21 protein-coding genes are annotated in these 24,398 nt (G+C 71.8%); 17 read left to right on the top strand and 4 right to left on the bottom strand.

Annotation, left to right across the window (positions count from 1 at the left end; all coding sequences use genetic code 11):
* Positions 1–11: 11 nt before the first annotated feature.
* Positions 12–1,676 carry a hypothetical protein gene (locus EAO77_RS26280; protein WP_147990736.1) on the bottom strand — a complete coding sequence of 555 codons (1,665 nt, stop codon included), beginning with the start codon at positions 1,674–1,676 and terminating at the stop codon, positions 12–14.
* A 153-nt stretch (positions 1,677–1,829) separates the two neighbouring features.
* On the bottom strand, positions 1,830–4,040 hold the full coding sequence (locus EAO77_RS26285; protein WP_147990737.1) for an elongation factor G-like protein EF-G2: 2,211 nt from the start codon (positions 4,038–4,040) through the stop codon (positions 1,830–1,832).
* Between the two features lie 261 nt (positions 4,041–4,301).
* Here EAO77_RS26285 and pgsA point away from each other — a divergent pair, with 261 nt between their 5' ends.
* The 15 genes from pgsA to EAO77_RS26360 all read left to right on the top strand — a co-directional run bounded on the left by pgsA (position 4,302) and on the right by EAO77_RS26360 (position 19,735).
* Positions 4,302–5,003, top strand: a complete 702-nt coding sequence (pgsA, locus tag EAO77_RS26290; RefSeq protein ID WP_147990738.1) for a phosphatidylinositol phosphate synthase — start codon at positions 4,302–4,304, stop codon at positions 5,001–5,003.
* Positions 5,003–5,899, top strand: coding sequence for a phosphatidylinositol mannoside acyltransferase (locus EAO77_RS26295; protein WP_147991041.1), 897 nt, complete (start codon positions 5,003–5,005; stop codon positions 5,897–5,899). Before pgsA ends, EAO77_RS26295 begins: the two co-directional genes overlap by 1 nt.
* Positions 5,896–7,059, top strand: a complete 1,164-nt coding sequence (locus EAO77_RS26300; protein ID WP_147990739.1) for a glycosyltransferase family 4 protein — start codon at positions 5,896–5,898, stop codon at positions 7,057–7,059. The genes EAO77_RS26295 and EAO77_RS26300 overlap by 4 nt, the downstream gene beginning before the upstream one ends.
* A 181-nt stretch (positions 7,060–7,240) precedes the next feature.
* Positions 7,241–7,735, top strand: a complete 495-nt coding sequence (locus EAO77_RS26305; protein ID WP_187283430.1) for a hypothetical protein — start codon at positions 7,241–7,243, stop codon at positions 7,733–7,735.
* Between the two features lie 302 nt (positions 7,736–8,037).
* Positions 8,038–8,955 carry a pyridoxal 5'-phosphate synthase lyase subunit PdxS gene (pdxS, locus tag EAO77_RS26310; protein ID WP_147990741.1) on the top strand — a complete coding sequence of 306 codons (918 nt, stop codon included), beginning with the start codon at positions 8,038–8,040 and terminating at the stop codon, positions 8,953–8,955.
* A complete protein-coding gene (gene pdxT, locus EAO77_RS26315) occupies positions 8,955–9,539 on the top strand; it encodes a pyridoxal 5'-phosphate synthase glutaminase subunit PdxT (RefSeq protein ID WP_147990742.1) in 585 nt (194 codons plus the stop codon). Before pdxS ends, pdxT begins: the two co-directional genes overlap by 1 nt.
* Positions 9,540–9,601: 62 nt before the next feature.
* Positions 9,602–10,354, top strand: coding sequence for a YebC/PmpR family DNA-binding transcriptional regulator (locus EAO77_RS26320; RefSeq protein WP_147990743.1), 753 nt, complete (start codon positions 9,602–9,604; stop codon positions 10,352–10,354).
* A 120-nt stretch (positions 10,355–10,474) separates the two neighbouring features.
* The gene (gene ruvC / locus EAO77_RS26325; protein ID WP_147990744.1) at positions 10,475–11,038 is read left to right on the top strand and encodes a crossover junction endodeoxyribonuclease RuvC; all 564 of its coding nucleotides are present in this window, start codon (positions 10,475–10,477) and stop codon (positions 11,036–11,038) included.
* Entirely contained in the window at positions 11,035–11,643 is a 609-nt protein-coding gene (gene ruvA, locus EAO77_RS26330) for a Holliday junction branch migration protein RuvA (RefSeq protein ID WP_147990745.1), read from the top strand. The genes ruvC and ruvA overlap by 4 nt, the downstream gene beginning before the upstream one ends.
* Before the next feature lie 132 nt (positions 11,644–11,775).
* Positions 11,776–12,846, top strand: coding sequence for a Holliday junction branch migration DNA helicase RuvB (gene ruvB, locus EAO77_RS26335; protein ID WP_147990746.1), 1,071 nt, complete (start codon positions 11,776–11,778; stop codon positions 12,844–12,846).
* 164 nt (positions 12,847–13,010) lie between these two features.
* Positions 13,011–13,466, top strand: a complete 456-nt coding sequence (gene yajC / locus EAO77_RS26340; RefSeq protein ID WP_147990747.1) for a preprotein translocase subunit YajC — start codon at positions 13,011–13,013, stop codon at positions 13,464–13,466.
* Between the two features lie 145 nt (positions 13,467–13,611).
* On the top strand, positions 13,612–15,399 hold the full coding sequence (secD, locus tag EAO77_RS26345; protein WP_147990748.1) for a protein translocase subunit SecD: 1,788 nt from the start codon (positions 13,612–13,614) through the stop codon (positions 15,397–15,399).
* Position 15,400: 1 nt separating this feature from the next.
* A complete protein-coding gene (gene secF, locus EAO77_RS26350) occupies positions 15,401–16,516 on the top strand; it encodes a protein translocase subunit SecF (protein WP_147990749.1) in 1,116 nt (371 codons plus the stop codon).
* The gene (locus EAO77_RS26355) at positions 16,513–17,058 is read left to right on the top strand and encodes an adenine phosphoribosyltransferase (protein WP_147990750.1); all 546 of its coding nucleotides are present in this window, start codon (positions 16,513–16,515) and stop codon (positions 17,056–17,058) included. Before secF ends, EAO77_RS26355 begins: the two co-directional genes overlap by 4 nt.
* Before the next feature lie 190 nt (positions 17,059–17,248).
* Positions 17,249–19,735 carry a RelA/SpoT family protein gene (locus tag EAO77_RS26360; RefSeq protein WP_147990751.1) on the top strand — a complete coding sequence of 829 codons (2,487 nt, stop codon included), beginning with the start codon at positions 17,249–17,251 and terminating at the stop codon, positions 19,733–19,735.
* 81 nt (positions 19,736–19,816) lie between these two features.
* Here the strand turns inward: EAO77_RS26360 and EAO77_RS26365 are convergent, their stop codons facing one another.
* Positions 19,817–21,046: a DUF349 domain-containing protein gene (locus EAO77_RS26365; protein ID WP_147990752.1), complete on the bottom strand. Its 1,230-nt coding sequence runs from the start codon at positions 21,044–21,046 to the stop codon at positions 19,817–19,819.
* Between the two features lie 173 nt (positions 21,047–21,219).
* A complete protein-coding gene (locus tag EAO77_RS26370; protein WP_147990753.1) occupies positions 21,220–22,014 on the bottom strand; it encodes a peptidylprolyl isomerase in 795 nt (264 codons plus the stop codon).
* A 231-nt stretch (positions 22,015–22,245) separates the two neighbouring features.
* Between EAO77_RS26370 and EAO77_RS26375 the strand changes: the two genes are divergently transcribed.
* Together EAO77_RS26375 and hisS are read left to right on the top strand one after the other, a co-directional pair.
* Positions 22,246–22,956 (top strand): MBL fold metallo-hydrolase, encoded by a 711-nt coding sequence (locus EAO77_RS26375; RefSeq protein ID WP_147990754.1) that lies wholly within the window; start codon positions 22,246–22,248, stop codon positions 22,954–22,956.
* Positions 22,957–22,968: 12 nt separating this feature from the next.
* Positions 22,969–24,231, top strand: a complete 1,263-nt coding sequence (hisS, locus tag EAO77_RS26380) for a histidine--tRNA ligase (RefSeq protein ID WP_147990755.1) — start codon at positions 22,969–22,971, stop codon at positions 24,229–24,231.
* Positions 24,232–24,398: the final 167 nt, after the last annotated feature.

The following is a 24,398-nucleotide window of genomic DNA, read 5'->3' on the forward strand; positions in this document are numbered from 1 at the left end:
GCGGCGTACGGCTACGCGTCGTAGACGTCGGCCTTCCCCGGCGACGGGTCCTGCACCGCGCCGCTGACCATCATCGAGCGGTTGCCGAAGCGCTCCGTGTCCACGCCGTTCTCCTGGAGCACCCGGATCGCCGCGGCATGGGCCGCGCGCAGGACGGGCGTCGCGGCCCGCAGCGCGTCGTCCGCCATGAACCGGTGCCGCCACGGCTTCTCCGCCCACGCGTGGCGCAGGCCGAACGGCTCGGGGAGGACGAGCTTCCCGCCCAGGAAGTCCAGCAGCGGCGGGTACCAGGTGAAGGGCGCGCGCACGGCGAGGCGCACGACCTCGGGGGCGTCGATCAGCGGGAGCACCCGGTCGACCGTCTCCCAGAAGCGGACCGTCTTGCTCACGGTGACCGTCTTGGGCTCGGGCTTGGTGGTGAAGAGCGAGTGGACGGGGCCGAGGGCGTGCCCGGTGACCTCCACGCGCAGGGTCTCGTGCAGCACCGTGACGGTGATCATCATGGTGATCACCAACTGGCCGTCCCAGAGGGTGAACTGGACGCCCAGGTAGTGCCGGTTCCCGCCGCCGAACTGCTGGTGGTTGCAGATCCGCTGGATCTCGTGGCCCTTGACCTGGAAGTTGTCCACGTCCTGGCCCTCGGGCCGGGCGACGGCGCCCGCGTTCTCCCCGATCGGCGAGACGATCCAGTGCCGGACGGACGGCTTGGGGAATCCGCCCGAGTTGAGCGGGCCGCGCTCCAGCAGCTTCAGCTTGTCGTGGATGGCACGTATCACGTCCCAGCTGCGGAACTGGTTGATCTCCTTGCCGGGGTCCTTGGAGACCAGCTCCTCGGCCATCTGCCAGCTGCCCCAGCGGGTGCCCATGCCGAGTATGCCCTTGGGACCGGCGTAGAAGACGACGTTGGAGTGCTGTTCGGCGGTGAGCTTCTGCAGGCCCTGGCGCAGCTGTTCGCGCGCGGTCTCGTTCGGGTCGCCCGGGACGGCCTCGGGGATCTTGGCGCCGACGCCGCCGCCGGCCAGCAGGCTGTCCCAGCGGTCGCGCAGGTCCCGGGCGGTGGACTCGCAGATCCGCTTGGCGAGCAGCCAGCCGATCACCGGCGCGACGATCATGCCGCGGAGGTAGTAGCCCCAGAACCCGGAGAACGGCAGCTTCAGCAGCATGATCACGGCCAGGCCCCCGAGGCCGACCAGCAGCACGGTGCCCGCGGCGCCCGCGCGCTTGTTCTGGGCGCCCGCGAGCGTGCGGCGCAGCTGGAACACGCCCATCCACAGCAGCAGTCCGGGCAGGAAGAGCAGCCCGCACAGCGCCATCACGGCGGTCAGCCTGGTGTCGCGCTCCTTGCGGATGCGGGAGGCGGCGAGACAGTGCTCCACCACCGCCTGCGGTTCCGTGCCGAAGGACTGGATCAGCCCCTTGCGCCCGCCGCCGAGCATCCTGACCTGGACCGCGCGGGAGAACGCCTCGCCCAGGTTGGGCTCGAAGAGGGAGAACTTCCCCTTCTTGACGTCCGACGCGTGCCAGTCGCTGTTGGCCTTGAGGATGTCGGCGACCGGGCTGTCCCGGTACGCCGCCGACGCCAGCGCGTGCGTTGCCGCGGTCTGTCCGGCCGACCCCGTGAGCGGGACCTGGGCCCCGGGTGAGAAATCGAATCCGTCTGTCACTACCGCCCCCATCGCCGCAAGCGTCCGCACTGCGGCCTGTTCCCAACTGCCGCGCCCCGCACACCTGGTGAGCTGGGCACCTGAAGCGTATCGGGGGCGGGGCGGGCGCGGCAGTGGACATTCGGGGGGCGCCCGCCCCGTGGGTGCTCCGAGGGGTGTTTTCGGTCAGTGGGCGCCGGCCCCCACCTCGTCGCGCATCCGGTCGGCGACCTGCTGCGGCATGGGCTCGTGGCGGGTGTACGTCCTGCTGAACCGGCCGGTGCCGTGGGAGAGGGAGCGAAGATCGACGGCGTACCGGCCGATCTCGATCTCCGGGACCTCGGCCCGTACCAGCGTGTGGGCGTCACCCGTCTGTTCGGTGCCGACGACCCGGCCGCGCCGGCCGGACAGGTCGCTCATCACCGTGCCCACGTACTCGTCCGCCACCAGGACCTCGAGTTCGGCGACCGGCTCCAGCAGATGGATCCGCGCCTGCGCCGCGGCCTCCCGCAGCGCGAGGGCGCCGGCCGTCTGGAAGGCGGCGTCCGAGGAGTCGACGGAGTGCGCCTTGCCGTCGCGCAGGGTGATGCGCACGTCGACCAGCGGATATCCGGCGACGACCCCGCGTGCGGCCTGCGCCCGTACGCCCTTCTCCACCGAGGGGATGAACTGGCGCGGAACCGCCCCTCCCACGACCTTGTCGACGAACTCGATCCCGGAACCCGCCGGCAGCGGTTCCACGTCGATCTCGCAGATCGCGTACTGGCCGTGGCCGCCGGACTGCTTGACGTGCCGGCCGCGGCCCGCCGCGTTCCCGCCGAACGTCTCCCGCAACTGCACCCGGTGCGGGACGACGTCGACCTGCACGCCGTAGCGCTTGCGCAGCCGTTCCAGGGCGACGTCGGCGTGCGCCTCGCCCATGCACCAGAGCACCACCTGGTGGGTGTCCTGGTTCTGTTCGAGCCGCATGGTCGGGTCCTCGGCGGCGAGCCGCGTCAGCCCCTGGGAGAGCTTGTCCTCGTCGGCCTTGCTGTGGGCCCGGATGGCGAGCGGCAGCAGGGGGTCCGGCATCCGCCACGGCTCCATCAGCAGGGGGTCGTCCTTGGCGGACAGGGTGTCCCCGGTCTCCGCGCGGGACAGCTTCGCGACGCAGGCCAGGTCGCCGGCGACGGCGTGCGGGAGGGGCCGCTGCTGCCTGCCGAAGGGCGCCGTGAGCGCGCCGACCTTCTCGTCGACGTCGTGGTCCTCGTGCCCGCGGTCGGCCAGGCCGTGCCCCGACACATGGACGGTCTCGTCGGGGCGCAGCGTCCCGGAGAAGACCCGCACCATCGAGATCCGGCCGACGTACGGATCCGACGCGGTCTTGACGACCTCCGCCACCAGCGGCCCGGCGGGGTCGCAGTCGAGGGCGGGACGGGGCGCGCCGTCCGGCGTGGTCACCGCGGGCGCCGGGTGCTCCAGCGGGGTCGGGAAGCCGCCCGTGATCAGTTCCAGCAGCTCCACCGTGCCGAGGCCCTGGCGGGCGTCGCCGGCGGCCGGCGCGGCGGCGAGCACGGGATGGAAGGTGCCGCGGGCGACCGCCTTCTCCAGATCCGCGACGAGCGTCGCGAGGTCGATCTCCTCGCCGCCCAGATAGCGGTCCATGAGGGTCTCGTCCTCGCTCTCCGCGATGATCCCCTCGATCAGGCGGTTGCGGGCCCCGTCGAGGAGCGCCGTCTCCTCGGGACCGGGCTCCAGCTCGGTGCGCTCGCCGGTCGTGTAGTCGAACACCTTGCGGCTGAGCAGCCCGGTCAGACCGGTCACCGGGCTGTGCCCGTCGGCGTGCGGGGCGCCGTGGCGGGGGAGGTAGAGCGGCAGCACGGCGTCCGGGTCGTCGCCCCCGAAGATCCGGCCGCAGACGGCGGTGAGCTCCTCGAAGCCGGTCCGCGCGGTCTCCAGATGGGTGACGACGATGGCGCGCGGCATGCCGACCGCGGCGCACTCCTGCCACACCGCGCGGGTGGCACCGTCGACGGCGTCCGCCTCCTGGGCGGCCGAGACCACGAAGAGGGCCGCGTCCGCCGCACGCAGACCGGCCCGCAGCTCGCCGACGAAGTCGGCGTACCCGGGGGTGTCCAGGAGGTTGATCTTGCACCCGCCCCAGCCGAGGGGGACGAGCGAGAGCTGTACGGAGCGCTGCTGCCGGTGCTCGATCTCGTCGTGGTCCGAGACCGTCGCGCCGTCCTCCACCCGGCCGGCCCGGCCCACCGCCCCCGCGGTCAGCGCCAGGGCCTCGACGAGGGTGGTCTTTCCCGATCCGCTGTGGCCGACCAGCACCACGTTCCGTACGGACGCGGGGTGGTCGGCCGTTACCGCTCTGCCGGCGGCTCCGGGGTGTGTGCGTGATGTGGCGCCCATGATTCTGCCTCCCGATCGGTGGCACGGGGGAGAGGAATCCGCGGGCGCGGGAGGCCGGGACGGGCCCCGGGCGGTGTCCGGGGCAGGTCCGGCGATGCCCGCGGTCGTCATTCGAGCTTTCCACTGTCGGGGGGTCGCGTCCATACGTCGGACGGCGCGGCCCCTGTCCGGGTCCCGGCGCTGCGGCCCTCCGGTGGTGACTACGATGGGCCAGCCGGTGGCCGAAGGGGCCGCGCGGCTCACCGAGCCCTCGGGAAGGCCATGCTGAACAAGTACGCGCGTGCATTCTTCACGCGTGTCCTCACACCGTTCGCCGCGTTTCTGCTCCGCCGCGGGGTGAGCCCCGACGCCGTCACGCTCATCGGCACCGCCGGTGTCATGGCGGGAGCGCTGGTCTTCTTCCCCAGGGGCGAGTTCTTCTGGGGCACGATCGTCATCACCCTGTTCGTGTTCTCCGACCTCGTCGACGGGAACATGGCGCGCCAGGCGGGGATCTCCAGCCGCTGGGGCGCGTTCCTCGACTCCACGCTGGACCGCGTCGCCGACGGCGCGATCTTCGGCGGCTTCGCCCTCTGGTACGCGGGCAACGGCGACAACGACGTGCTCTGCGCCGTCTCGATCTTCTGCCTGGCCAGCGGCCAGGTCGTCTCGTACACCAAGGCCCGCGGAGAATCGATCGGCCTGCCCGTGGCCGTGAACGGCCTCGTCGAGCGCGCCGAGCGGCTCGTGATCTCCCTGGTCGCCGCCGGCCTCGCTGGGCTGCACGGCTTCGGCGTCCCGGGCATCGACATCCTGCTGCCGATCGCGCTGTGGATCGTCGCGGTGGGCAGCCTGGTGACCCTGGGACAGCGCGTGGTGACCGTGCGCCGGGAGTCGGCGGAAGCCGAGGCGGCGGCCGCGGGGACGGACACGGACACGGCCGGCGCGGGCGGCGCGCGGCCGCAGGGAGGCGAGGCCCCGTGATGCGCGACCGTCTCACCGACGCCCTGTACGGCCTGGGCTGGGCCGCGGTGAAGAAGCTCCCCGAGCCCGCCGCGACCCGCCTCGGCCGCACCATCGCCGACAGCGTCTGGAAGCGGCGCGGCAAGGGCGTGCTGCGCCTGGAGGCCAATCTGGCCCGCGTCGTCCCCGACGCGGGACCCGAGCGCCTCGCCGAGCTGTCGAAGGCCGGGATGCGCTCGTACATGCGCTACTGGATGGAGTCCTTCCGGCTGCCGACCTGGAGTCCGGAGCGCGCCCGGCAGAGTTTCGAGGTCAAGGACCTCCACCACCTCACCGACGGGCTGGCCGCCGGCCGGGGCGTCGTCCTCGCCCTGCCCCACCTCGCCAACTGGGACGTGGCCGGAATCTGGGTGACGCGCGTGCTGGGTGTCCCGTTCACCACCGTCGCCGAGCGTCTCAAGCCCGAGAGCCTCTACGACCGGTTCGTGGCCTACCGCGAGAGCCTCGGCATGGAGGTGCTGCCCCACACCGGGGGAGCGGCCTTCGGCACCCTGGCCCGGCGGCTGCGCGACGGCGGCCTCGTCTGCCTGGTCGCCGACCGCGACCTGTCGGCGTCCGGTGTGGAGGTGGACTTCTTCGGCTCCACGGCGCGGATGCCCGCCGGCCCCGCCCTGCTCGCCCAGCAGACCGGCGCCCTGCTGCTGCCGGTGACCCTCTGGTACGAGGAGACACCGGTGATGAAGGGCCGCGTCCATCCCCCCGTGGAGGTTCCCGGGTCGGGCACGCGGATGGAGAAGACGTCCGCGATGACGCAGGCCCTGGCCGACGCCTTCGCCGGGGGCATCGCCGAACACCCGGAGGACTGGCACATGCTGCAACGGCTCTGGCTCGCCGATCTCGAGGAGCGCCCCGCGTGAAGATCGGCATCGTCTGCCCGTACTCCTGGGACGTGCCCGGTGGCGTGCAGTTCCACATCAGGGACCTCGCCGACCATCTGATCCGCCTCGGCCACGACGTCTCCGTGCTCGCGCCCGCCGACGACGACACACCGCTGCCGCCGTACGTCGTCTCCGCGGGCCGCGCGGTGCCCGTGCCCTACAACGGGTCGGTCGCCCGGCTCAACTTCGGCTTCCTGTCGGCGGCCAGGGTGCGGCGCTGGCTGCACGACGGCACGTTCGACGTGATCCACATCCACGAGCCGGCCTCGCCGTCGCTCGGCCTGCTCTCGTGCTGGGCCGCGCAGGGGCCGATCGTCGCCACCTTCCACACGTCCAACCCCCGTTCGCGCGCCATGATCGCCGCCTATCCGATCCTGCAGCCGGCACTGGAGAAGATCAGCGCCCGCATCGCGGTGAGCGAGTACGCCCGGCGCACCCTCGTCGAGCACCTGGGCGGCGACGCGGTCGTCATCCCGAACGGCGTGGACGTCGGCTTCTTCGAGAAGGCGGAGCCGAAGAAGGAGTGGCAGGGGGACACGATCGGCTTCATCGGCCGCATCGACGAACCGCGCAAGGGCCTGCCGGTGCTCATGAAGGCGCTGCCCGCCATCCTCGCCGGGCACCCCGGGACCCGGCTCCTCGTCGCCGGCCGGGGCGACGAGGAGGAGGCCGTCGCCTCGCTGCCGCACGGGATGCGCTCGCGCGTCGAGTTCCTCGGGATGATCAGCGACGAGGACAAGGCACGGCTGCTGCGCAGCGTCGACGTGTACGTGGCCCCCAACACGGGGGGCGAGAGCTTCGGCATCATCCTGGTGGAGGCGATGTCGGCCGGCGCCCCCGTGCTCGCCGCCGACCTGGACGCCTTCGCGCAGGTGCTGGACCAGGGCGCGGCGGGGGAGATGTTCGCCAACGAGGACGCCGACGCGCTGGCCGCCGCGGCGGTGCGGCTGCTGCGCGATCCCGCCCGGCGCGCGGAACTGCGCGCCCGGGGCAGCGCCCATGTGCGCCGCTTCGACTGGTCGACCGTGGGCGCGGACATCCTCGCGGTCTACGAGACCGTGACGGACGGGGCCGCATCGGTGGCCGCCGACGAACGCACCGGTCTGCGTGCGCGCTTCGGTCTCGCGGCGCGCGACTGAGCGGAACGTCCCGACGGGCGGAACGTCCCGACCGCCCGACCGAGGGACGGAAGCCGTGCCACGGCCCGTGGGCGGGGCGGGTTCGGGGCGGCCGGGGTGACATGGGGCGTGCGCCCGGCCGGTAGCCTTGCGGCCCGTGAGCACTGTGATCTGGATCGTCGTCGCCCTCGTGCTGATCGGCATGTACCTCAGCTGGACCGCCGGCCGGCTCGACCGGCTCCACGCCCGGATCGACGCCGCGCGTGCCGCGCTCGACGCCCAGCTCCTGCGCCGCGCGTCGGTGGCCCAGGAACTGGCGACCTCCGGCGTGCTCGACCCCGCCGCGTCGATCGTGCTCTACGAGGCCGCGCACGACGCGCGGCAGTCGGAGGAGGAGCACCGCGAGGTGGCCGAGAGCGAACTGAGCGCGGCGCTGCGCGCGGTCTTCGGCGAGGCGGAGCAGGTCGAGGCGCTGCGCCAGGTGCCGGGCGGCGACGAGGCCGCGACCGAACTCGCCCAGGCGGTACGGCGGGTGCCGATGGCCCGGCGTTTCCACAACGACGCGGTGCGTGCGGCCAGGGCGCTGCGCCGGCACCGCACGGTGCGCTGGTTCCGGCTCGCGGGCCACGCGCCGTTCCCCCTGGCGTTCGAGATGGACGACGAGCCGCCGACCGCGCTGGCGGACCGCCCCACCTGATCGCGCCGGGAAACCGGAAAGCCGGAAGCCGGAAAGCCGGAAGCCGGAAGCCGGAAAGCCGGAAGCCGCCGGCCGCACGTCGACGCCCGCAGACCCCTGGCCCGCAGGCAGGCGCCCGGCACCGCCGACGGCCGGGGCGCGTGGCCTGCTCCGGACGGGTACCGACGGGCCCGCAAGCCCCCTGACCACCCCCTGAGCCGGCCAAAACGATCCACCGCCTCTCCATTGGCCCTTGATGTGGACTGGTCCGCGGATGTTCCATCGGTGACGCATCGCAACGTCGTCATCGAGTGAGGTCCTCCGTGTCCGTCAACCCCACCCCGCAGCCCGCCGACGCCCCCGCGACCGGCACCTCCCGCGTCAAGCGCGGCATGGCCGAGCAGCTCAAGGGCGGCGTGATCATGGACGTGGTCAACGCCGAGCAGGCGAAGATCGCCGAGGACGCCGGCGCCGTCGCCGTCATGGCCCTGGAGCGGGTGCCCGCCGACATCCGCAAGGACGGCGGAGTGGCCCGGATGTCCGACCCGAACATGATCGAGGAGATCATCGGCGCGGTCTCCATCCCGGTCATGGCCAAGTCCCGCATCGGCCACTTCGTCGAGGCCCAGGTGCTGCAGTCCCTCGGCGTCGACTACATCGACGAGTCCGAGGTCCTCACCCCGGCCGACGAGGTCAACCACTCCGACAAGTGGGCCTTCACCACCCCCTTCGTCTGCGGCGCCACCAACCTGGGCGAGGCCCTGCGCCGGATCGCCGAGGGTGCGGCCATGATCCGCTCCAAGGGCGAGGCCGGCACCGGCAACGTCGTCGAGGCCGTCCGCCACCTGCGGCAGATCAAGAACGAGATCGCCCGCCTGCGCGGCTTCGACAACAACGAGCTCTACGCCGCCGCCAAGGACCTGCGCGCGCCCTACGAGCTCGTCAAGGAGGTCGCCGAGCTCGGCAAGCTGCCCGTGGTGCTGTTCTCCGCAGGCGGCGTCGCCACCCCCGCGGACGCCGCGCTGATGCGCCAGCTGGGCGCGGAGGGCGTCTTCGTGGGCTCCGGCATCTTCAAGTCCGGCGACCCGGCCAAGCGCGCCGCCGCCATCGTCAAGGCGACGACCTTCTACGACGACCCGAAGATCATCGCGGACGCCTCCCGGAACCTGGGCGAGGCCATGGTCGGCATCAACTGCGACACCCTCCCCGAGGCCGAGCGCTACGCGAACCGGGGCTGGTGATGACCTCACCCGTGATCGGTGTCCTGGCACTCCAGGGCGACGTCCGGGAGCACCTGATCGCCCTGGCCGCGGCGGACGCCGTGGCCAGGCCGGTCCGGCGGCCCGAGGAACTGGCCGAGGTCGACGGCCTGGTGATCCCCGGCGGCGAGTCCACGACCATGTCCAAGCTCGCGCACCTCTTCGGCATGACGGAACCGCTGCGCGAGCGCATCGCGGCCGGACTGCCCGTCTACGGCACCTGCGCCGGCCTGATCATGCTCGCCGACAAGATCCTCGACCCGCGCTCGGGCCAGGAGACGCTCGGCGGCATCGACATGATCGTGCGCCGCAACGCCTTCGGCCGGCAGAACGAGTCCTTCGAGGCGACGGTGGAGGTGAACGGCGTCGGCCCCGTGGAGGGCGTCTTCATCCGGGCCCCCTGGGTGGAGTCCGTCGGCGCCGAGGCCGAGGTGCTCGCCGAGTACGACGGCCACATCGTCGCCGTCCGGCAGGGCGCCGTGCTCGCCACGTCGTTCCACCCGGAGCTCACCGGCGACCACCGCGTCCACGCGTTCTTCGTCGACATGGTGCGCGCGGGCCGGTGACCCGATCCCGGTAGGATCTCTGGGGTTCGTCCAGTAAAGGGTTACGCGAAGGAGACAGGCAGATGTCCGGCCACTCTAAATGGGCTACGACGAAGCACAAGAAGGCCGTGATCGACGCCAAGCGCGGCAAGCTCTTCGCGAAGCTGATCAAGAACATCGAGGTCGCCGCGCGGACCGGTGGCGCCGACATCGACGGCAACCCGACGCTCTTCGACGCCATCCAGAAGGCCAAGAAGAGCTCCGTCCCGAACAAGAACATCGACTCCGCGGTCAAGCGCGGCGGCGGCCTCGAGGCCGGCGGCGTGGACTACGAGACGATCATGTACGAGGGCTACGGGCCCAACGGCGTCGCGGTGCTCATCGAGTGCCTCACCGACAACCGCAACCGTGCCGCCTCCGACGTCCGCGTCGCCATGACGCGCAACGGCGGATCCATGGCCGACCCCGGTTCGGTGTCCTACCTGTTCAACCGCAAGGGCGTCGTCATCGTCCCCAAGGGTGAACTGTCCGAGGACGACGTCCTCGGCGCCGTCCTCGACGCCGGTGCCGAGGAGGTCAACGACATCGGCGAGTCCTTCGAGGTGCTCAGCGAGGCGACGGACCTGGTCGCGGTCCGCACCGCCCTCCAGGACGCCGGCATCGACTACGACTCGGCCGAGGCCAACTTCGTCCCGACCATGCAGGTCGAGCTGGACGAGGAGGGCGCGCGCAAGATCTTCAAGCTGATCGACGCGCTGGAGGACAGCGACGACGTGCAGAACGTCTTCGCCAACTTCGACGTCTCGGACGACGTCATGGCGAAGGTCGACGCCTGACGCCGGCTCACATCGGCAGCACGGGACGGGCCGACGGGGAGACACCCCCGTCGGCCCGTCCGCGCGTTGTCGGTGGCAGCCGATAGCCTGCACGAACAGGTGACCGGAGAAGGGGGCGGCGTGCGCGTACTGGGTGTGGACCCCGGGCTGACGCGGTGCGGTGTCGGCGTGGTCGAAGGCGTCGCCGGCCGGCCGCTGACGATGCGCGGCGTCGGCGTCGTGCGCACCCCTCCGGACGAGGAGCTCGGCCGCCGGCTGGTCGCCATCGAGCGGGGCATCGAGATCTGGCTGGACGAGCACCGGCCCGACATCGTCGTCGTGGAGCGGGTCTTCAGCCAGCACAACGTCCGCACGGTGATGGGCACGGCCCAGGCCAGCGCGGTCGCCATGCTCTGCGCGTCCCGGCGCGGCCTCCCCGTCGCCCTGCACACGCCCAGCGAGGTCAAGGCGGCCGTCACCGGCAGCGGCCGCGCCGACAAGGCGCAGGTCGGAGCCATGGTCACGCGGCTGCTGCGCCTCGACGCACCGCCGAAGCCCGCCGACGCGGCCGACGCCCTCGCCCTCGCCATCTGCCACATCTGGCGCGCCCCGGCGCAGAACCGCCTCCAGCAGGCGGTGACGGCCCACCGGGCCGCCCGGCCCGTCACCCCCGTACCGCCCGTCAGGAAAGGCCCGACCGCATGATCGCCTTTGTGAGCGGCACCGTCGCCGCGCTCGCCCCCACCACCGCGGTGATCGAGGTCGGCGGCGTCGGCATGGCCGTGCAGTGCGCCCCGAACACCCTCTCCACCCTGCGCATCGGCCAGGAGGCCAGGCTGGCCACGTCCCTGGTGGTCCGCGAGGACTCGCTCACCCTCTACGGGTTCGCCGACGACGACGAACGCCAGGTGTTCGAGCTGCTCCAGACCGCGAGCGGGGTCGGCCCGCGCCTGGCCCAGGCGATGCTCGCCGTCCACACCCCCGACGCGCTGCGGGTGGCCGTCGCCACGGCGGACGAGAAGGCCCTCACCGCCGTGCCGGGCATCGGCAGGAAGGGCGCCCAGAAGCTGCTCCTGGAGCTCAAGGACCGCCTCGGCGAGCCGCTGGGCACCGTCCCCGCGGTCGGCGCCCCCGTGAGCCAGTCCTGGCGCGACCAGCTCCACGCCGCGCTGCTCGGCCTCGGCTACGCGACCCGCGAGGCCGACGAGGCCGTCGCCGCGGTCGGCCCCCAGGCGGAGTCCATGGGCCCGGCACCGGCCGTGGGGCCGCTGCTGCGGGCCGCCCTCCAGACGCTGAACCGCACCCGCTGAGGGCGGGCCGGCACTCCCGCCGGCCGCGCCCCTCCCGTGCCCGGCAGCGGCCGCCCGCGCAGGCCGGCCGCCGCAAGAAGCACGCCAGAAGGCAACCCGCCCCCACCCGCGCAAGAAGGCAGAAGACACCACGTGAACTGGGACGACGACACCACCGCCGACACCGAGCAGCGCCTTGTCGGCCCGTCGGCCGACGGTGAGGACCAGGCCGTGGAAGCGGCCCTGCGCCCCAAGTCGCTGCACGAGTTCGTCGGCCAGGAGCGGGTGCGCGAGCAGCTCGACCTGGTGCTCAAGGCCGCCCTCGCCCGTGGCGCCACCGCCGACCACGTCCTGCTCTCCGGTGCCCCGGGCCTGGGCAAGACCACCCTGTCGATGATCATCGCGGCCGAGATGAACGCGCCGATCCGCATCACCTCGGGCCCCGCCATCCAGCACGCGGGCGACCTCGCGGCGATCCTCTCCTCCCTCCAGGAGGGCGAGGTCCTCTTCCTCGACGAGATCCACCGGATGTCCCGGCCGGCCGAGGAGATGCTCTACATGGCCATGGAGGACTTCCGGGTGGACGTGATCGTCGGCAAGGGCCCCGGCGCCACCGCCATCCCGCTGGAGCTGCCCCCGTTCACCCTGGTCGGGGCGACGACCCGGGCCGGACTGCTGCCGCCGCCGCTGCGCGACCGCTTCGGCTTCACGGCGCACATGGAGTTCTACGAGCCCGCCGAGCTGGAGCGGGTGATCCACCGGTCCGCCCAGCTGCTGGACGTGGACATCGAGGCGGAGGGCGCCGCCGAGATCGCCGGCCGCTCCCGCGGCACGCCCCGTATCGCCAACCGGCTCCTGCGCCGGGTGCGGGACTACGCGCAGGTCAAGGCGGACGGGCTGATCACCCGCGAGGTGGCCGAGGCGGCCCTCGGTGTGTACGAGGTCGACAGCCGCGGCCTCGACCGGCTCGACCGTGCCGTGCTGAAGGCGCTGCTGAAGCTCTTCGGCGGCGGCCCGGTGGGGCTGTCGACGCTGGCGGTCGCGGTCGGCGAGGAGCGGGAGACGGTGGAGGAGGTCGCGGAGCCCTTCCTGGTACGGGAGGGTCTGCTGGCCCGTACGCCCCGTGGCAGGGTGGCCACACCGGCGGCCTGGACGCACCTCGGACTCGTGCCGCCCCAGCAGGCGCCGGGCGCAAGCGGACAACAGGGGTTGTTCGGGGCGTGACGGCGAGGAGAGTCGTCCCGCGCGGAACCACGGTGGGATGCTGGGCGTTGTTCCAGTGATGCGGACTCGCTTAGACTCCGCCGATGCCGCCCTTCCAGGGACGGCGTGCCCACCCCCGTATACAGGCCGTTCGTCAGCGCGGTCGTGCGAAGGAATTCCCCGCCGTGGATATCTTGACCCTCCTCCCCTTCATCGTGCTCATCGGGGCCATGTTCCTGATGACCCGCTCCGCCAAGAAGAAGCAGCAGCAGGCCGCGAACATGCGCGACTCGATGCAGCCCGGCACCGGAGTGCGGACCATCGGTGGCATGTACGCGACCGTCAAGGAGGTCAACGACGACACGGTCCTCCTCGAGGCGGCGCCCGGCGTGCACCTCGTCTTCGGCAAGAACGCCGTCGGCGCCGTGCTCTCCGACGAGGAGTACAACCGCATCGTCCACGGTGACGACGAGTCCCACGACGACGGCGCCACGGTCGTCCCGGACGACGCCTCCTCGCTGACCGCCGGCTCCGACGACGCGCCCGCCGACGGCGACCGCGTCGACCTGGGCAAGAAGGACGCCGCCGACGAGGCCGAGACCAAGGACGGCAAGGCCGACGGCGAGGGCGACGCGAAGTAGTCATGATCGGGGACCGCCGCGGCGCACAGGCGCCGCGCGGTCCCCGGGTCGTGCCGACGCAACCCGGGGGCAGGCCCCACAACACTTCGTGGCCGCCGCGGCGCACACCCGGCGCCGGGGCGGTTGGACAGGGAGAAACGAGAAGGTGGCAGCACCGAACAGGGGCCGAAGGCCCACGGGGTCTCAGGGGAAGCCCGGGCGCGCCCTGGCTCTGATCCTGATCGCCATGGTCGCGCTCACGGGCGGCATGTTCTGGGCGGGTCAGCTCACGCCGCGCCTGGGCATCGACCTGGCGGGCGGTACGACCATCACGCTCGAGGCGAAGAATCAGCCGGGCGCCCCGAACGCCATCAACGAGACCAACATGAACACCGCGGTCGGCATCATCGAACGCCGTGTCAATGGTCTGGGTGTCTCCGAGGCCGAGGTTCAGACCCAGGGCGACCGGAACATCATCGTCAACATCCCCAAGGGGACGAACTCCCAGCAGGCCCGGGAGCAGGTCGGCACCACCGCCCAGCTCTACTTCCGGCCGGTGCTGACGGTCGCGGCGGGCGCCCCGAACCAGGAGCAGCCGCCCGCGAGCCCCAGCCCGAGCGCCTCGGAGTCCAAGAAGCCCGCGGACGGCGACAAGGCGACGGACAAGCCCGAGGCCAACGCGCCCTCCGGCTCACCCTCCCCTTCCGCGACCACCCAGGGCCGTGCGGTCACCGAGGGCCTGAAGGCCCCGGCCGCCAGCCCGTCGCCCTCGGGCTCCGGCGAGCCGAAGGCCTCCGGGTCCCCTGCGCCGTCCGACACCCCGGCGCCGGACCCGTCGAGCGACCCGGCCACCGCCGCGCTCCAGAAGAAGTTCACCGAACTGGACTGCTCGAACGCCAAGGTCCGCGGCACGCTCGGCGACAACGTCAAGCCCGGCGACACCACCGTGGCCTGCGGCAAGAACGGCGCCGACCAGTGGGAGAAGTACATCCTCGGCCCGGCCGAGGTGGACGGCAAGGACGTCGACGACGCCAAGGGTGAGCTCGACCAGCAGCGTGGCCTGTGGAAGGTCACGATGGAGTTCACGGACAAGGGCGCCAAGAAGTTCTCCACGATCACCAGCCGCCTCTCGCAGCAGCAGCCCCCGATGAACCAGTTCGCCATCGTCCTCGACGGCGAAGTGGTCTCGGCCCCGCAGGTGAACCAGACGCTGAGCGCCAGCGCCGAGATCACCGGTGACTTCACCCAGGACTCCGCCCAGAACCTGGGCAACATCCTGTCCTACGGTGCCCTGCCCCTCACCTTCGAGGAGCAGAGCGTCACCACCGTCACCGCCGCGCTCGGCGGCGAGCAGCTGGAGGCCGGTCTGATCGCCGGCGCCATCGGCATCGCGCTCGTCGTGATCTACCTGGTCGTCTACTACCGCGGCCTGTCGCTGATCGCGATCCTGAGCCTCATGGTCTCCGCGGTCCTCACCTACACGATCATGGCCCTGCTCGGCCCCGGCATCGGCTTCGCGCTCAACCTGCCCGCGGTCTGCGGCGCCATCGTCGCGATCGGCATCACCGCGGACTCGTTCATCGTCTACTTCGAACGCATCCGGGACGAGATCCGCGAGGGCCGCACCCTGCGTCCGGCCGTCGAGCGTGCCTGGCCGCGCGCCCGGCGCACCATCCTCGTCTCCGACTTCGTGTCGTTCCTCGCCGCCGCGGTGCTGTTCGTCGTGACCGTCGGAAAGGTGCAGGGCTTCGCCTTCACCCTCGGTCTGACGACCCTGCTCGACGTGGTCGTGGTCTTCTTCTTCACCAAGCCGGTGATGACGATCCTCGCCCGCCGGAAGTTCTTCGCGGAGGGCCACCCGTGGTCCGGCCTCGACCCGAAGCGACTCGGCGCCAAGCCCCCGCTGCGCCGGTCCCGCCGTGTGTCCGTCCCCACCGACCCGAAGGAGGCGTGAGATGTCCCGACTCGGCAACCTCGGCGCCCGTCTCTACCGCGGTGAGGTCGGATACGACTTCGTCGCCAAGCGCAGGATCTGGTACGGCGTCTCGATCCTGATCACGATCACCGCCATCGTCGGCCTCGCGGTGCGCGGCCTCAACATGGGCATCGAGTTCAAGGGCGGCGCGGTCTTCACCACGCCCAAGGCCGAGGTCTCGGTCTCCCAGGCGCAGGAGGTGGCGGAGGAGGCCTCGGGCCACCCCGCCATCGTCCAGGAGCTCGGCACCGGCGGTATGCGCATCCAGGTCAGCGAGCTGGACACCGCGCAGGCCGACAAGGTGCAGACGCAGCTCGCCGAGGAGTTCGGCGTCGACCGGGACAGGATCAACGCCGAGCTGGTGGGCCCGAGCTGGGGCGAGCAGATCGCCAACAAGGCGTGGACGGGCCTCGGCGTGTTCATGTTCCTGGTGGTGATCTACCTCGCGATCGCCTTCGAGTGGCGCATGGCCGTCGCCGCCCTGATCGCCCTGATCCACGACATCACCATCACCGTCGGTGTGTACGCCCTGGTCGGCTTCGAGGTCACCCCGGGCACGGTGATCGGTCTGCTGACCATCCTCGGTTACTCGCTCTACGACACCGTGGTCGTCTTCGACTCCCTCAAGGAGGGGTCGAAGGACATCACCAAGCAGACCCGCTGGACGTACAGCGACGTCGCCAACCGCAGCATCAACAGCACCCTGGTGCGTTCCATCAACACCACGGTCGTCGCGCTCCTCCCGGTCGCGGGCCTGCTGTTCATCGGTGGCGGTGTCCTCGGCGCCGGCATGCTGAACGACATCTCGCTGTCGCTGTTCGTCGGCCTGGCCGCCGGTGCCTACTCCTCGATCTTCATCGCCACGCCGCTCGTCGCCGACCTCAAGGAGCGCGAGCCGCAGATGAAGGCCCTCAAGAAGCGGGTCCTCGCCAAGCGCGCGGCCGCCGCGGCCAAGGGCGAGACGGAGCCGGGCAGCGAGGACGCCGACCACGACGGCGACGGGCCGGCCGACGACGACGCGGCCCCCGCGGCCGCGGGCGCCGTGGTGGGCCAGCGCGGCCGTGGCCGCGGCCGCCCGTCGGGCAGGCGCCGATGACCGCCGCGGACACCCGCGAGCTGCTGCTCGGCCGGATCCGGGACGTACCCGACTACCCGAAGCCGGGAGTGGTGTTCAAGGACATCACGCCGCTGCTCGCCGACCCCGTCGCCTTCACGGCGCTCACGGACGCCCTCGGCGGGCTCTGCGAGCGGTACGGCGCGACGAAGATCGTCGGGCTCGAGGCCCGCGGCTTCATCCTCGCCGCGCCGGTCGCGGTCCGCTCCGGCATCGGTTTCGTCCCCGTCCGCAAGGCGGGCAAGCTGCCCGGAGCCACGCTGTCCCAGGCGTACGAGCTGGAGTACGGCACCGCCGAGATCGAGGTGCACGCCGAGGACCTCGGCGCGGGCGACCGCGTCATGGTCATCGACGACGTCCTCGCCACCGGCGGCACCGCACAGGCGTCGCTGGACCTGATCCGGCGGGCCGGCGCGGACGTCGCGGGCGTCGCGGTCCTGATGGAGCTCGCCTTCCTCGGAGGGCGGGCCCGCCTCGAAGCGGCCCTGCGCGGGGCTCCGCTGGACGCCCTCATCACGCTCTGACGCCACACGCGCACAGGCACACCGAAGGTGCCCCGGGGAGATCTCCCCGGGGCACCTTCCGTGTCCCGGGCCTCACCCGGAGGGCGGACACGGGACCGGCGCCACCGCCTCGTGCGCACCGGTCCGGCCGGGTCGATACCATGGGCTTTCCGGGCCTGACCGGGGACCCGGAACCGCACGAGGAGTGCCCTTGCCAGACGAGGCCCAGTCCGCCGCCGCGCAGCCCGGCCAGAAGGCCGACAAGCCCGCGGCAGCCCCTGCCGTGCCCGAGGCCCAGCCCGCCCGGAAGGCGCAGCCCGCCGTTCCGGAGCGCACGGGCCCCGTGCCCGTCTCCGCGCCCAAGCCCGTGCCGCCGGCCGCGGCCACCCGCACCGGCGGTTCGTCGAACCGGGTGCGCGCCCGCCTCGCCCGCCTGGGCGTGCAGCGCTCGTCGCCGTACAACCCCGTGCTGGAGCCGCTGCTGCGGATCGTGCGCAGCAACGACCCGAAGATCGAGACGTCCACGCTGCGCCAGGTCGAGAAGGCGTACCAGGTCGCCGAACGCTGGCACCGGGGACAGAAGCGCAAGAGCGGCGACCCGTACATCACCCACCCGCTGGCCGTCACCACCATCCTGGCCGAGCTCGGCATGGACCCGGCGACGCTGATGGCGGGCCTGCTGCACGACACGGTGGAGGACACCGAGTACGGCCTGGACCAGCTCCGGCGCGACTTCGGGGACTCGGTCGCCCTGCTCGTCGACGGTGTCACCAAGCTCGACAAGGTGAAGTTCGGCGAGGCCGCGCAGGCCGAGACCGTGCGCAAGATGGTCGTCGCCATGGCCAAGGACCCGCGGGTCCTGGTCATCAAGCTCGCCGACCGCCTCCACAACATGCGCACCATGCGCTACCTCAAGCGGGAGAAGCAGGAGAAGAAGGCCCGCGAGACGCTGGAGATCTACGCCCCGCTGGCCCACCGGCTGGGCATGAACACCATCAAGTGGGAGCTGGAGGACCTCGCCTTCGCGATCCTCTACCCCAAGATGTACGACGAGATCGTGCGTCTGGTCGCCGAGCGGGCCCCCAAGCGCGACGAGTACCTCGCCATAGTGACCGACGAGGTCCAGTCCGACCTGCGGGCCGCCCGCATCAAGGCCACCGTGACCGGACGGCCGAAGCACTACTACAGCGTCTACCAGAAGATGATCGTCCGCGGCAGGGACTTCGCGGAGATCTACGACCTGGTCGGCATCCGCGTCCTCGTCGACACGGTCCGTGACTGCTACGCGGCGCTGGGCACGGTCCACGCCCGCTGGAACCCGGTTCCCGGGCGGTTCAAGGACTACATCGCGATGCCCAAGTTCAACATGTACCAGTCCCTGCACACGACGGTCATCGGACCCAACGGCAAGCCCGTCGAGCTCCAGATCCGCACCTTCGACATGCACCGGCGTGCCGAGTACGGCATCGCCGCGCACTGGAAGTACAAGCAGGAGACCGTCGCCGGCACCTCCAAGGTGCGCACCGACGTCCCGCGCGCCGCCAAGGGCAGCGCCGGCCAGGACACCGTCAACGACATGGCCTGGCTGCGCCAGCTGCTCGACTGGCAGAAGGAGACCGAGGACCCCGGCGAGTTCCTGGAGTCCCTGCGGTTCGACCTGTCGCGCAACGAGGTCTTCGTCTTCACACCCAAGGGCGACGTCATCGCCCTGCCCGCCGGCGCCACACCGGTGGACTTCGCGTACGCCGTCCACACCGAGGTCGGCCACCGGACGATAGGCGCCCGGGTCAACGGGCGCCTGGTGCCGCTCGAATCGACCCTGGACAACGGCGACCTGGTCGAGGTCTTCACCTCCAAGGCGGAAGGCGCGGGCCCCTCCCGCGACTGGCTCGGCTTCGTCAAGTCGCCCCGCGCCCGCAACAAGATCCGCGCCTGGTTCTCCAAGGAACGCCGGGACGAGGCCATCGAGCAGGGCAAGGACGCCATCGTCCGCGCGATGCGCAAGCAGAACCTGCCGATCCAGCGGATCCTCACCGGGGACTCCCTGGTCACCCTCGCCCACGAGATGCGCTACCCGGACATCTCCTCGCTCTACGCGGCGATCGGCGAGGGCCATGTCGCGGCCCAGGGCGTCGTCCAGAAGCTGGTGCAGGCGCTCGGCGGCGAGGAGGCCGCCAGCGAGGACATCGCCGAGTCGACGCCGCCGTCCCGCAGCCGCTCCAAGCGGCGGGGCAGCGCCGACCCCGGCGTCGTCGTCAAGGGCGTCGAGGACGTCTGGGTCAAGCTCGCCCGCTGCTGCACGCCCGTCCCCGGCGACCCGATCATCGGATTCGTCACCCGGGGCAGCGGCGTCTCCGTGCACCGTGCCGACTGCGTCAACGTCGACTCGCTCTCCCAGCAGCCCGAGCGCATCCTCGACGTCGAGTGGGCGCCCACCCAGTCCTCCGTCTTCCTGGTCGCCATCCAGGTCGAGGCGCTGGACCGGTCCCGGCTGCTCTCCGACGTCACCCGCGTCCTGTCCGACCAGCACGTCAACATCCTGTCCGCGGCCGTCCAGACCTCGCGCGACCGCGTGGCCACCTCGCGCTTCACCTTCGAGATGGGCGACCCCAAGCACCTCGGCCACGTCCTCAAGGCCGTGCGCGGCGTGGAGGGCGTCTACGACGTCTACCGCGTCACCTCGGCCCGGCGGCCGTAGGCCGCGGGGCCGAGAGGCCCCCTGAACGGCCGGAGCCCCGGCGGTGGGATCACCGCCGGGGCTCCGTGACGAGCGGACGGCTCAGCCGCCGAACTCCTCCAGGCCCTTCAGCGCCTGGTCCAGCAGCGCCTGCCGGCCCTCCAGCTCCCGGGAGAGCTTGTCGGCGCGGGCGTTGTTGCCCGAGGCGCGGGCCGCGTCGATCTGCCCACGCAGCTTGTCGACGGCCGCCTGGAGCTGCCCCGTCAGACCCGCGGCACGCGCACGCGCCTCCGGGTTCGTACGGCGCCACTCGTTCTCCTCGGACTCCTGGAGGGCACGCTCCACCGCCTGCATCCGGCCCTCCACCTTCGGACGGGCGTCGCGCGGCACGTGGCCGATGGCCTCCCAGCGCTCGTTGATGGCCCGGAACGCGGCACGCGCCGCCTTGAGGTCCGTCACCGGGACGAGCTTCTCGGCCTCGGCCGCGAGCTCCTCCTTGAGCTTGAGGTTCTCGCCCTGCTCCGCGTCCCGCTCGGCGAAGACACCGCTGCGCGCGGCGAAGAAGACGTCCTGGGCGCCGCGGAAGCGGTTCCACAGGTCGTCCTCGGCCTCGCGCTGGGCGCGGCCCGCCGCCTTCCACTGCGCCATCAGGTCGCGGTAGGCGGCCGCGGTCGGGCCCCAGTCCGTCGAACCGGACAGTGCCTCGGCCTCGGCGACCAGCCGCTCCTTGGTCCGGCGGGCCTCCTCGCGCTGCGCGTCCAGCGACGCGAAGTGCGCCTTGCGCCGCTTGGAGAACGCCGAGCGCGCGTGCGAGAAGCGGTGCCACAGCTCGTCGTCGGACTTGCGGTCGAGCCGGGGAAGGCCCTTCCACGTGTCCACCAGTGCCCGCAGCCGCTCACCCGCGGCCCGCCACTGCTCGCTCTGCGCCAGCTCCTCGGCCTCGGCGACCAGCGCCTCCTTGGACTTGCGCGCCTCGTCGCTCTGCTTGGCGCGCTGGACCTTGCGCTCCTCGCGGCGCTTGTCCACCGTCGCCACCAGCGCGTCCAGCCGCACGCGCAGCGCGGCGAGATCGCCGACCGCGTGGTGCTCGTCCACCTGCTGGCGCAGGTGGTCGATCGCGGTCTGGGCGTCCTTCGCCGACAGATCGGTGGTCTTCACCCGGCGCTCGAGGAGGCCGATCTCGACCACCAGGCCCTCGTACTTGCGCTCGAAGTAGGCCAGAGCCTCCTCGGGAGTCCCGGCCTGCCACGAACCGACGACCTGCTCGCCCTCGGCAGTACGCACGTACACGGTGCCCGTCTCGTCGACGCGGCCCCACGGGTCGCTGCTCACAGCGCCTCCTCAACCTGATGTCCGCGGGGGAGTGGTCCCCCGGGCATCGTCCACAGTTTCCTTGACGGGTCCCGCCCGCCGTACGCAACGCGCATCCAGTCCGCGCTGCACAACGCCAATCTAGGCGACCGGCCGCCCGGCTGTCCGCACTCAGCGCGGCCGAATTCCCCGGCTCACACCTTCGGGACGGTGGCCTTCTCGATGGTGACCGGCTTCTTGGGCGCCCCGTCGGTGGCGCCGCCCTCCACGCCGGCCTTGCCGACCGCCTCGACGACCTTCAGGCTCTTCGCGTCGAGCGTGCCGAACGGCGTGTACGACGGCGGCAGCTTGGTGTCCTTGTACACCAGGAAGAACTGGCTGCCGCCGGTGCCCGGCTGGCCGGTGTTGGCCATCGCCACCGTGCCCGCCCGGTACGTCACCGAGCCGTCGGCGCCGGCCTTGCCGAGCGAGGTCAGGTTCTCGTCGGGGATGGTGTAGCCGGGGCCGCCGGTGCCGTCGCCCTTCGGGTCGCCGCACTGGAGCACGAAGATGCCCTGCGTGGTCAGGCGGTGGCACTTGGTCCCGTCGAAGTAGCCCTTGTCCGCGAGCGACTTGAACGAGTTCACGGTGTGCGGGGTCTTCGCCGCGTCCATCGCGATGCTGATCGCACCCTCGTTGGTCTCGATCGCGAAGGTGTACTTGGCCTTCTTGTCGATCGCCATCTCCGGCTCGGGAGCCTTGCTCTCCGTCTGCGACGGCTCGGGGCTCGGCGAGTTCTCCGCGGAGGGCGAGGCGCTGTCGTCCTTGTCGCCCCCGCCCAGGCTCACCCCGGCGTACACGGCGCCGCCGGAGGCGAGGACCACGGCGATCACGGCCGCGATGACCGTGTTGCGCTGCTTCGCCTTCTTCCGAGCCTTCTCCCGACGCTGCTGCTGGCGCTCGAACTTCTCCCGGGCGAGCTGCCGCCGCCGCTGATCGCTGCTGACCACCGGGTCTTCTCCTTGTAGTTCGTGGACATGGTTCGTGGACGTCGAAACAGGGCCGTACGCCGCGGGTGCTGAGCACGTCGCGTGATGCTGACCGCCGAGCTTGCCCCGTACGGTATACGGGTTGGCTGTGGATGGAGGAGCGCCGGTAGGCTCTGAGCAGCTGTGATCGGCACGGACCGGCCGCCCGCCGGTCCCGCCACATGCCTCTCGACGACCGAACTGAGGACGAACGTGCTTATTGCCGGGTTCCCCGCCGGAGCCTGGGGGACCAACTGTTACCTGGTCGCCCCGGCCGCAGGCGAGGAGTGCGTGATCATCGACCCCGGCCACCAGGCCGCCCAGGGTGTCGAGGAGACGCTCAGGAAGCATCGGCTCAAGCCCGTCGCCGTCGTGCTCACCCACGGGCACATCGATCATGTCGCCTCCGTCGTCCCCGTCTGCGGCGCGCACGACGTGCCGGCGTGGATCCACCCCGCCGACCGGTACATGATGAGCGACCCGGAGAAGGCCCTCGGCCGCTCCATCGGCATGCCGCTCATGGGCGAACTGACGGTCGGGGAGCCCGACGACGTCAAGGAGCTCGCCGACGGCGCCGCGCTGAGCCTGGCCGGTCTGGAGTTCTCCGTCGCGCACGCACCCGGCCATACCAAGGGGTCGGTGACCTTCCGGATGCCCGAGGCCGCGGACGTGCCGTCCGTCTTCTTCTCGGGCGACCTGCTGTTCGCCGGCTCCATCGGACGCACGGACCTGCCCGGCGGCGACATGGACGAGATGCTCGCCTCGCTGGCCCGGGTGTGCCTGCCGCTCGACGACTCGACCGTGGTGCTGTCCGGCCACGGCCCCCAGACGACCATCGGCCGTGAGCGCGCCTCCAACCCGTATCTGCGCGAGGTGGCCTCCGGCCCCGGGAGCACCCAGCCCGCTCCCCGACGAGGAATGTGACGAGATTCCGACGTGAACACCTTCCAGGCCCCCCGGGGCACCTATGACCTGATCCCGCCGCGCTCCGCCGCCTTCCTGGCGGTCCGCGACGCGATCTCCACCCCGCTGAAGAACTCCGGCTACGGGTACGTCGAGACGCCCGGCTTCGAGAACGTCGAGCTCTTCGCGCGCGGCGTCGGCGAGTCCACCGACATCGTCTCCAAGGAGATGTACGCCTTCGAGACCAAGGGCGGCGACCGTCTGGCGCTGCGCCCCGAGGGCACCGCATCGGTGCTGCGCGCCGCCCTCCAGGCCAACCTCCACAAGGCGGGCAACCTGCCGGTGAAGCTCTGGTACTCCGGCTCGTACTACCGCTACGAGAACCCGCAGGCGGGCCGCTACCGCCACTTCTCCCAGGTGGGCGCCGAGGCGATCGGCGCCGAGGACCCGGCTCTCGACGCCGAGCTGATCATCCTGGCCGACCAGGCGTACCGCTCCCTGGGGCTGCGCGACTTCCGCATCCTGCTCAACTCGCTCGGCGACAAGGAGTGCCGTCCGGTCTACCGCGAGGCGCTCCAGGGCTTCCTGCGCGATCTCGACCTCGATGAGGACACCCGCCGCCGGGTCGAGATCAACCCGCTGCGCGTCCTCGACGACAAGCGCGCCGACGTCCAGAAGCAGCTGACCGGGGCGCCCGTGCTGCGCGACTACCTGTGCGACGCCTGCAAGGCGTACCACGAGGAGGTCCGGGCGCTGATCACGGCGGCGGGCGTCGCCTTCGAGGACGACGAGAAGCTGGTCCGCGGACTGGACTACTACACCCGCACCACCTTCGAGTTCGTGCACGGCGGACTCGGCTCCCAGTCCGCGGTGGGCGGCGGCGGCCGGTACGACGGCCTCTCCGAGATGATCGGCGGGCCCGCCCTGCCCTCGGTCGGCTGGGCCCTCGGCGTGGACCGCACGGTGCTCGCCCTGGAGGCCGAAGGCGTCGTCCTCGACATCCCGGCGTCCACCAGCGTGTACGCCGTCCCGCTCGGCGAGGAGGCCCGCCGCGTGCTCTTCGGCGTGGTGACGGAGCTGCGCAGGGCCGGTGTGGCGGCGGACTTCAGCTACGGCGGCAAGGGCCTCAAGGGGGCCATGAAGAACGCCAACCGGTCCGGGGCGCCGTACGCCCTGGTGGCCGGCGAGCGCGACCTCGCCGAGGGCGTGGTCCAGCTCAAGGACATGGAGTCCGGCGAGCAGCGGGCCGTGCCGCTGGAGACCGTCGTCTCCGAGCTGCGCGCGCAGCTGGCCTGACCGCTCCACGCGAAGGGGCTCCGGGTGTCAACTGCCCGGAGCCCCTTCGCCGTTGCGGGGGAACGCGGCCGTCACCCGGCACGGGTCCTTATGCGGATCGAACGGAGACCGCGGGGCACCGTGGGGCAGAATGGCCCTGCTCCAGCCACCGGCGAGACGATGGAACG

Origin of the sequence: Streptomyces sp. T39 (assembly GCF_008042045.1) — a bacterium.
GTDB lineage: Bacteria > Actinomycetota > Actinomycetes > Streptomycetales > Streptomycetaceae > Streptomyces.

Excerpts from the sequence above, each read along its gene's own strand:
- EAO77_RS26280 (WP_147990736.1), bottom strand. The coding sequence starts at position 1,676 with ATGGGGGCGGTAGTGACAGACGGATTCGATTTCTCACCCGGGGCCCAG.
- EAO77_RS26285 (WP_147990737.1), bottom strand. The coding sequence starts at position 4,040 with ATGGGCGCCACATCACGCACACACCCCGGAGCCGCCGGCAGAGCGGTA.
- pgsA (WP_147990738.1), top strand. The coding sequence starts at position 4,302 with ATGCTGAACAAGTACGCGCGTGCATTCTTCACGCGTGTCCTCACACCG.
- EAO77_RS26295 (WP_147991041.1), top strand. The coding sequence starts at position 5,003 with ATGCGCGACCGTCTCACCGACGCCCTGTACGGCCTGGGCTGGGCCGCG.
- EAO77_RS26305 (WP_187283430.1), top strand. The coding sequence starts at position 7,241 with ATGTACCTCAGCTGGACCGCCGGCCGGCTCGACCGGCTCCACGCCCGG.
- pdxT (WP_147990742.1), top strand. The coding sequence starts at position 8,955 with ATGACCTCACCCGTGATCGGTGTCCTGGCACTCCAGGGCGACGTCCGG.
- EAO77_RS26320 (WP_147990743.1), top strand. The coding sequence starts at position 9,602 with ATGTCCGGCCACTCTAAATGGGCTACGACGAAGCACAAGAAGGCCGTG.
- ruvA (WP_147990745.1), top strand. The coding sequence starts at position 11,035 with ATGATCGCCTTTGTGAGCGGCACCGTCGCCGCGCTCGCCCCCACCACC.
- secF (WP_147990749.1), top strand. The coding sequence starts at position 15,401 with ATGTCCCGACTCGGCAACCTCGGCGCCCGTCTCTACCGCGGTGAGGTC.
- EAO77_RS26355 (WP_147990750.1), top strand. The coding sequence starts at position 16,513 with ATGACCGCCGCGGACACCCGCGAGCTGCTGCTCGGCCGGATCCGGGAC.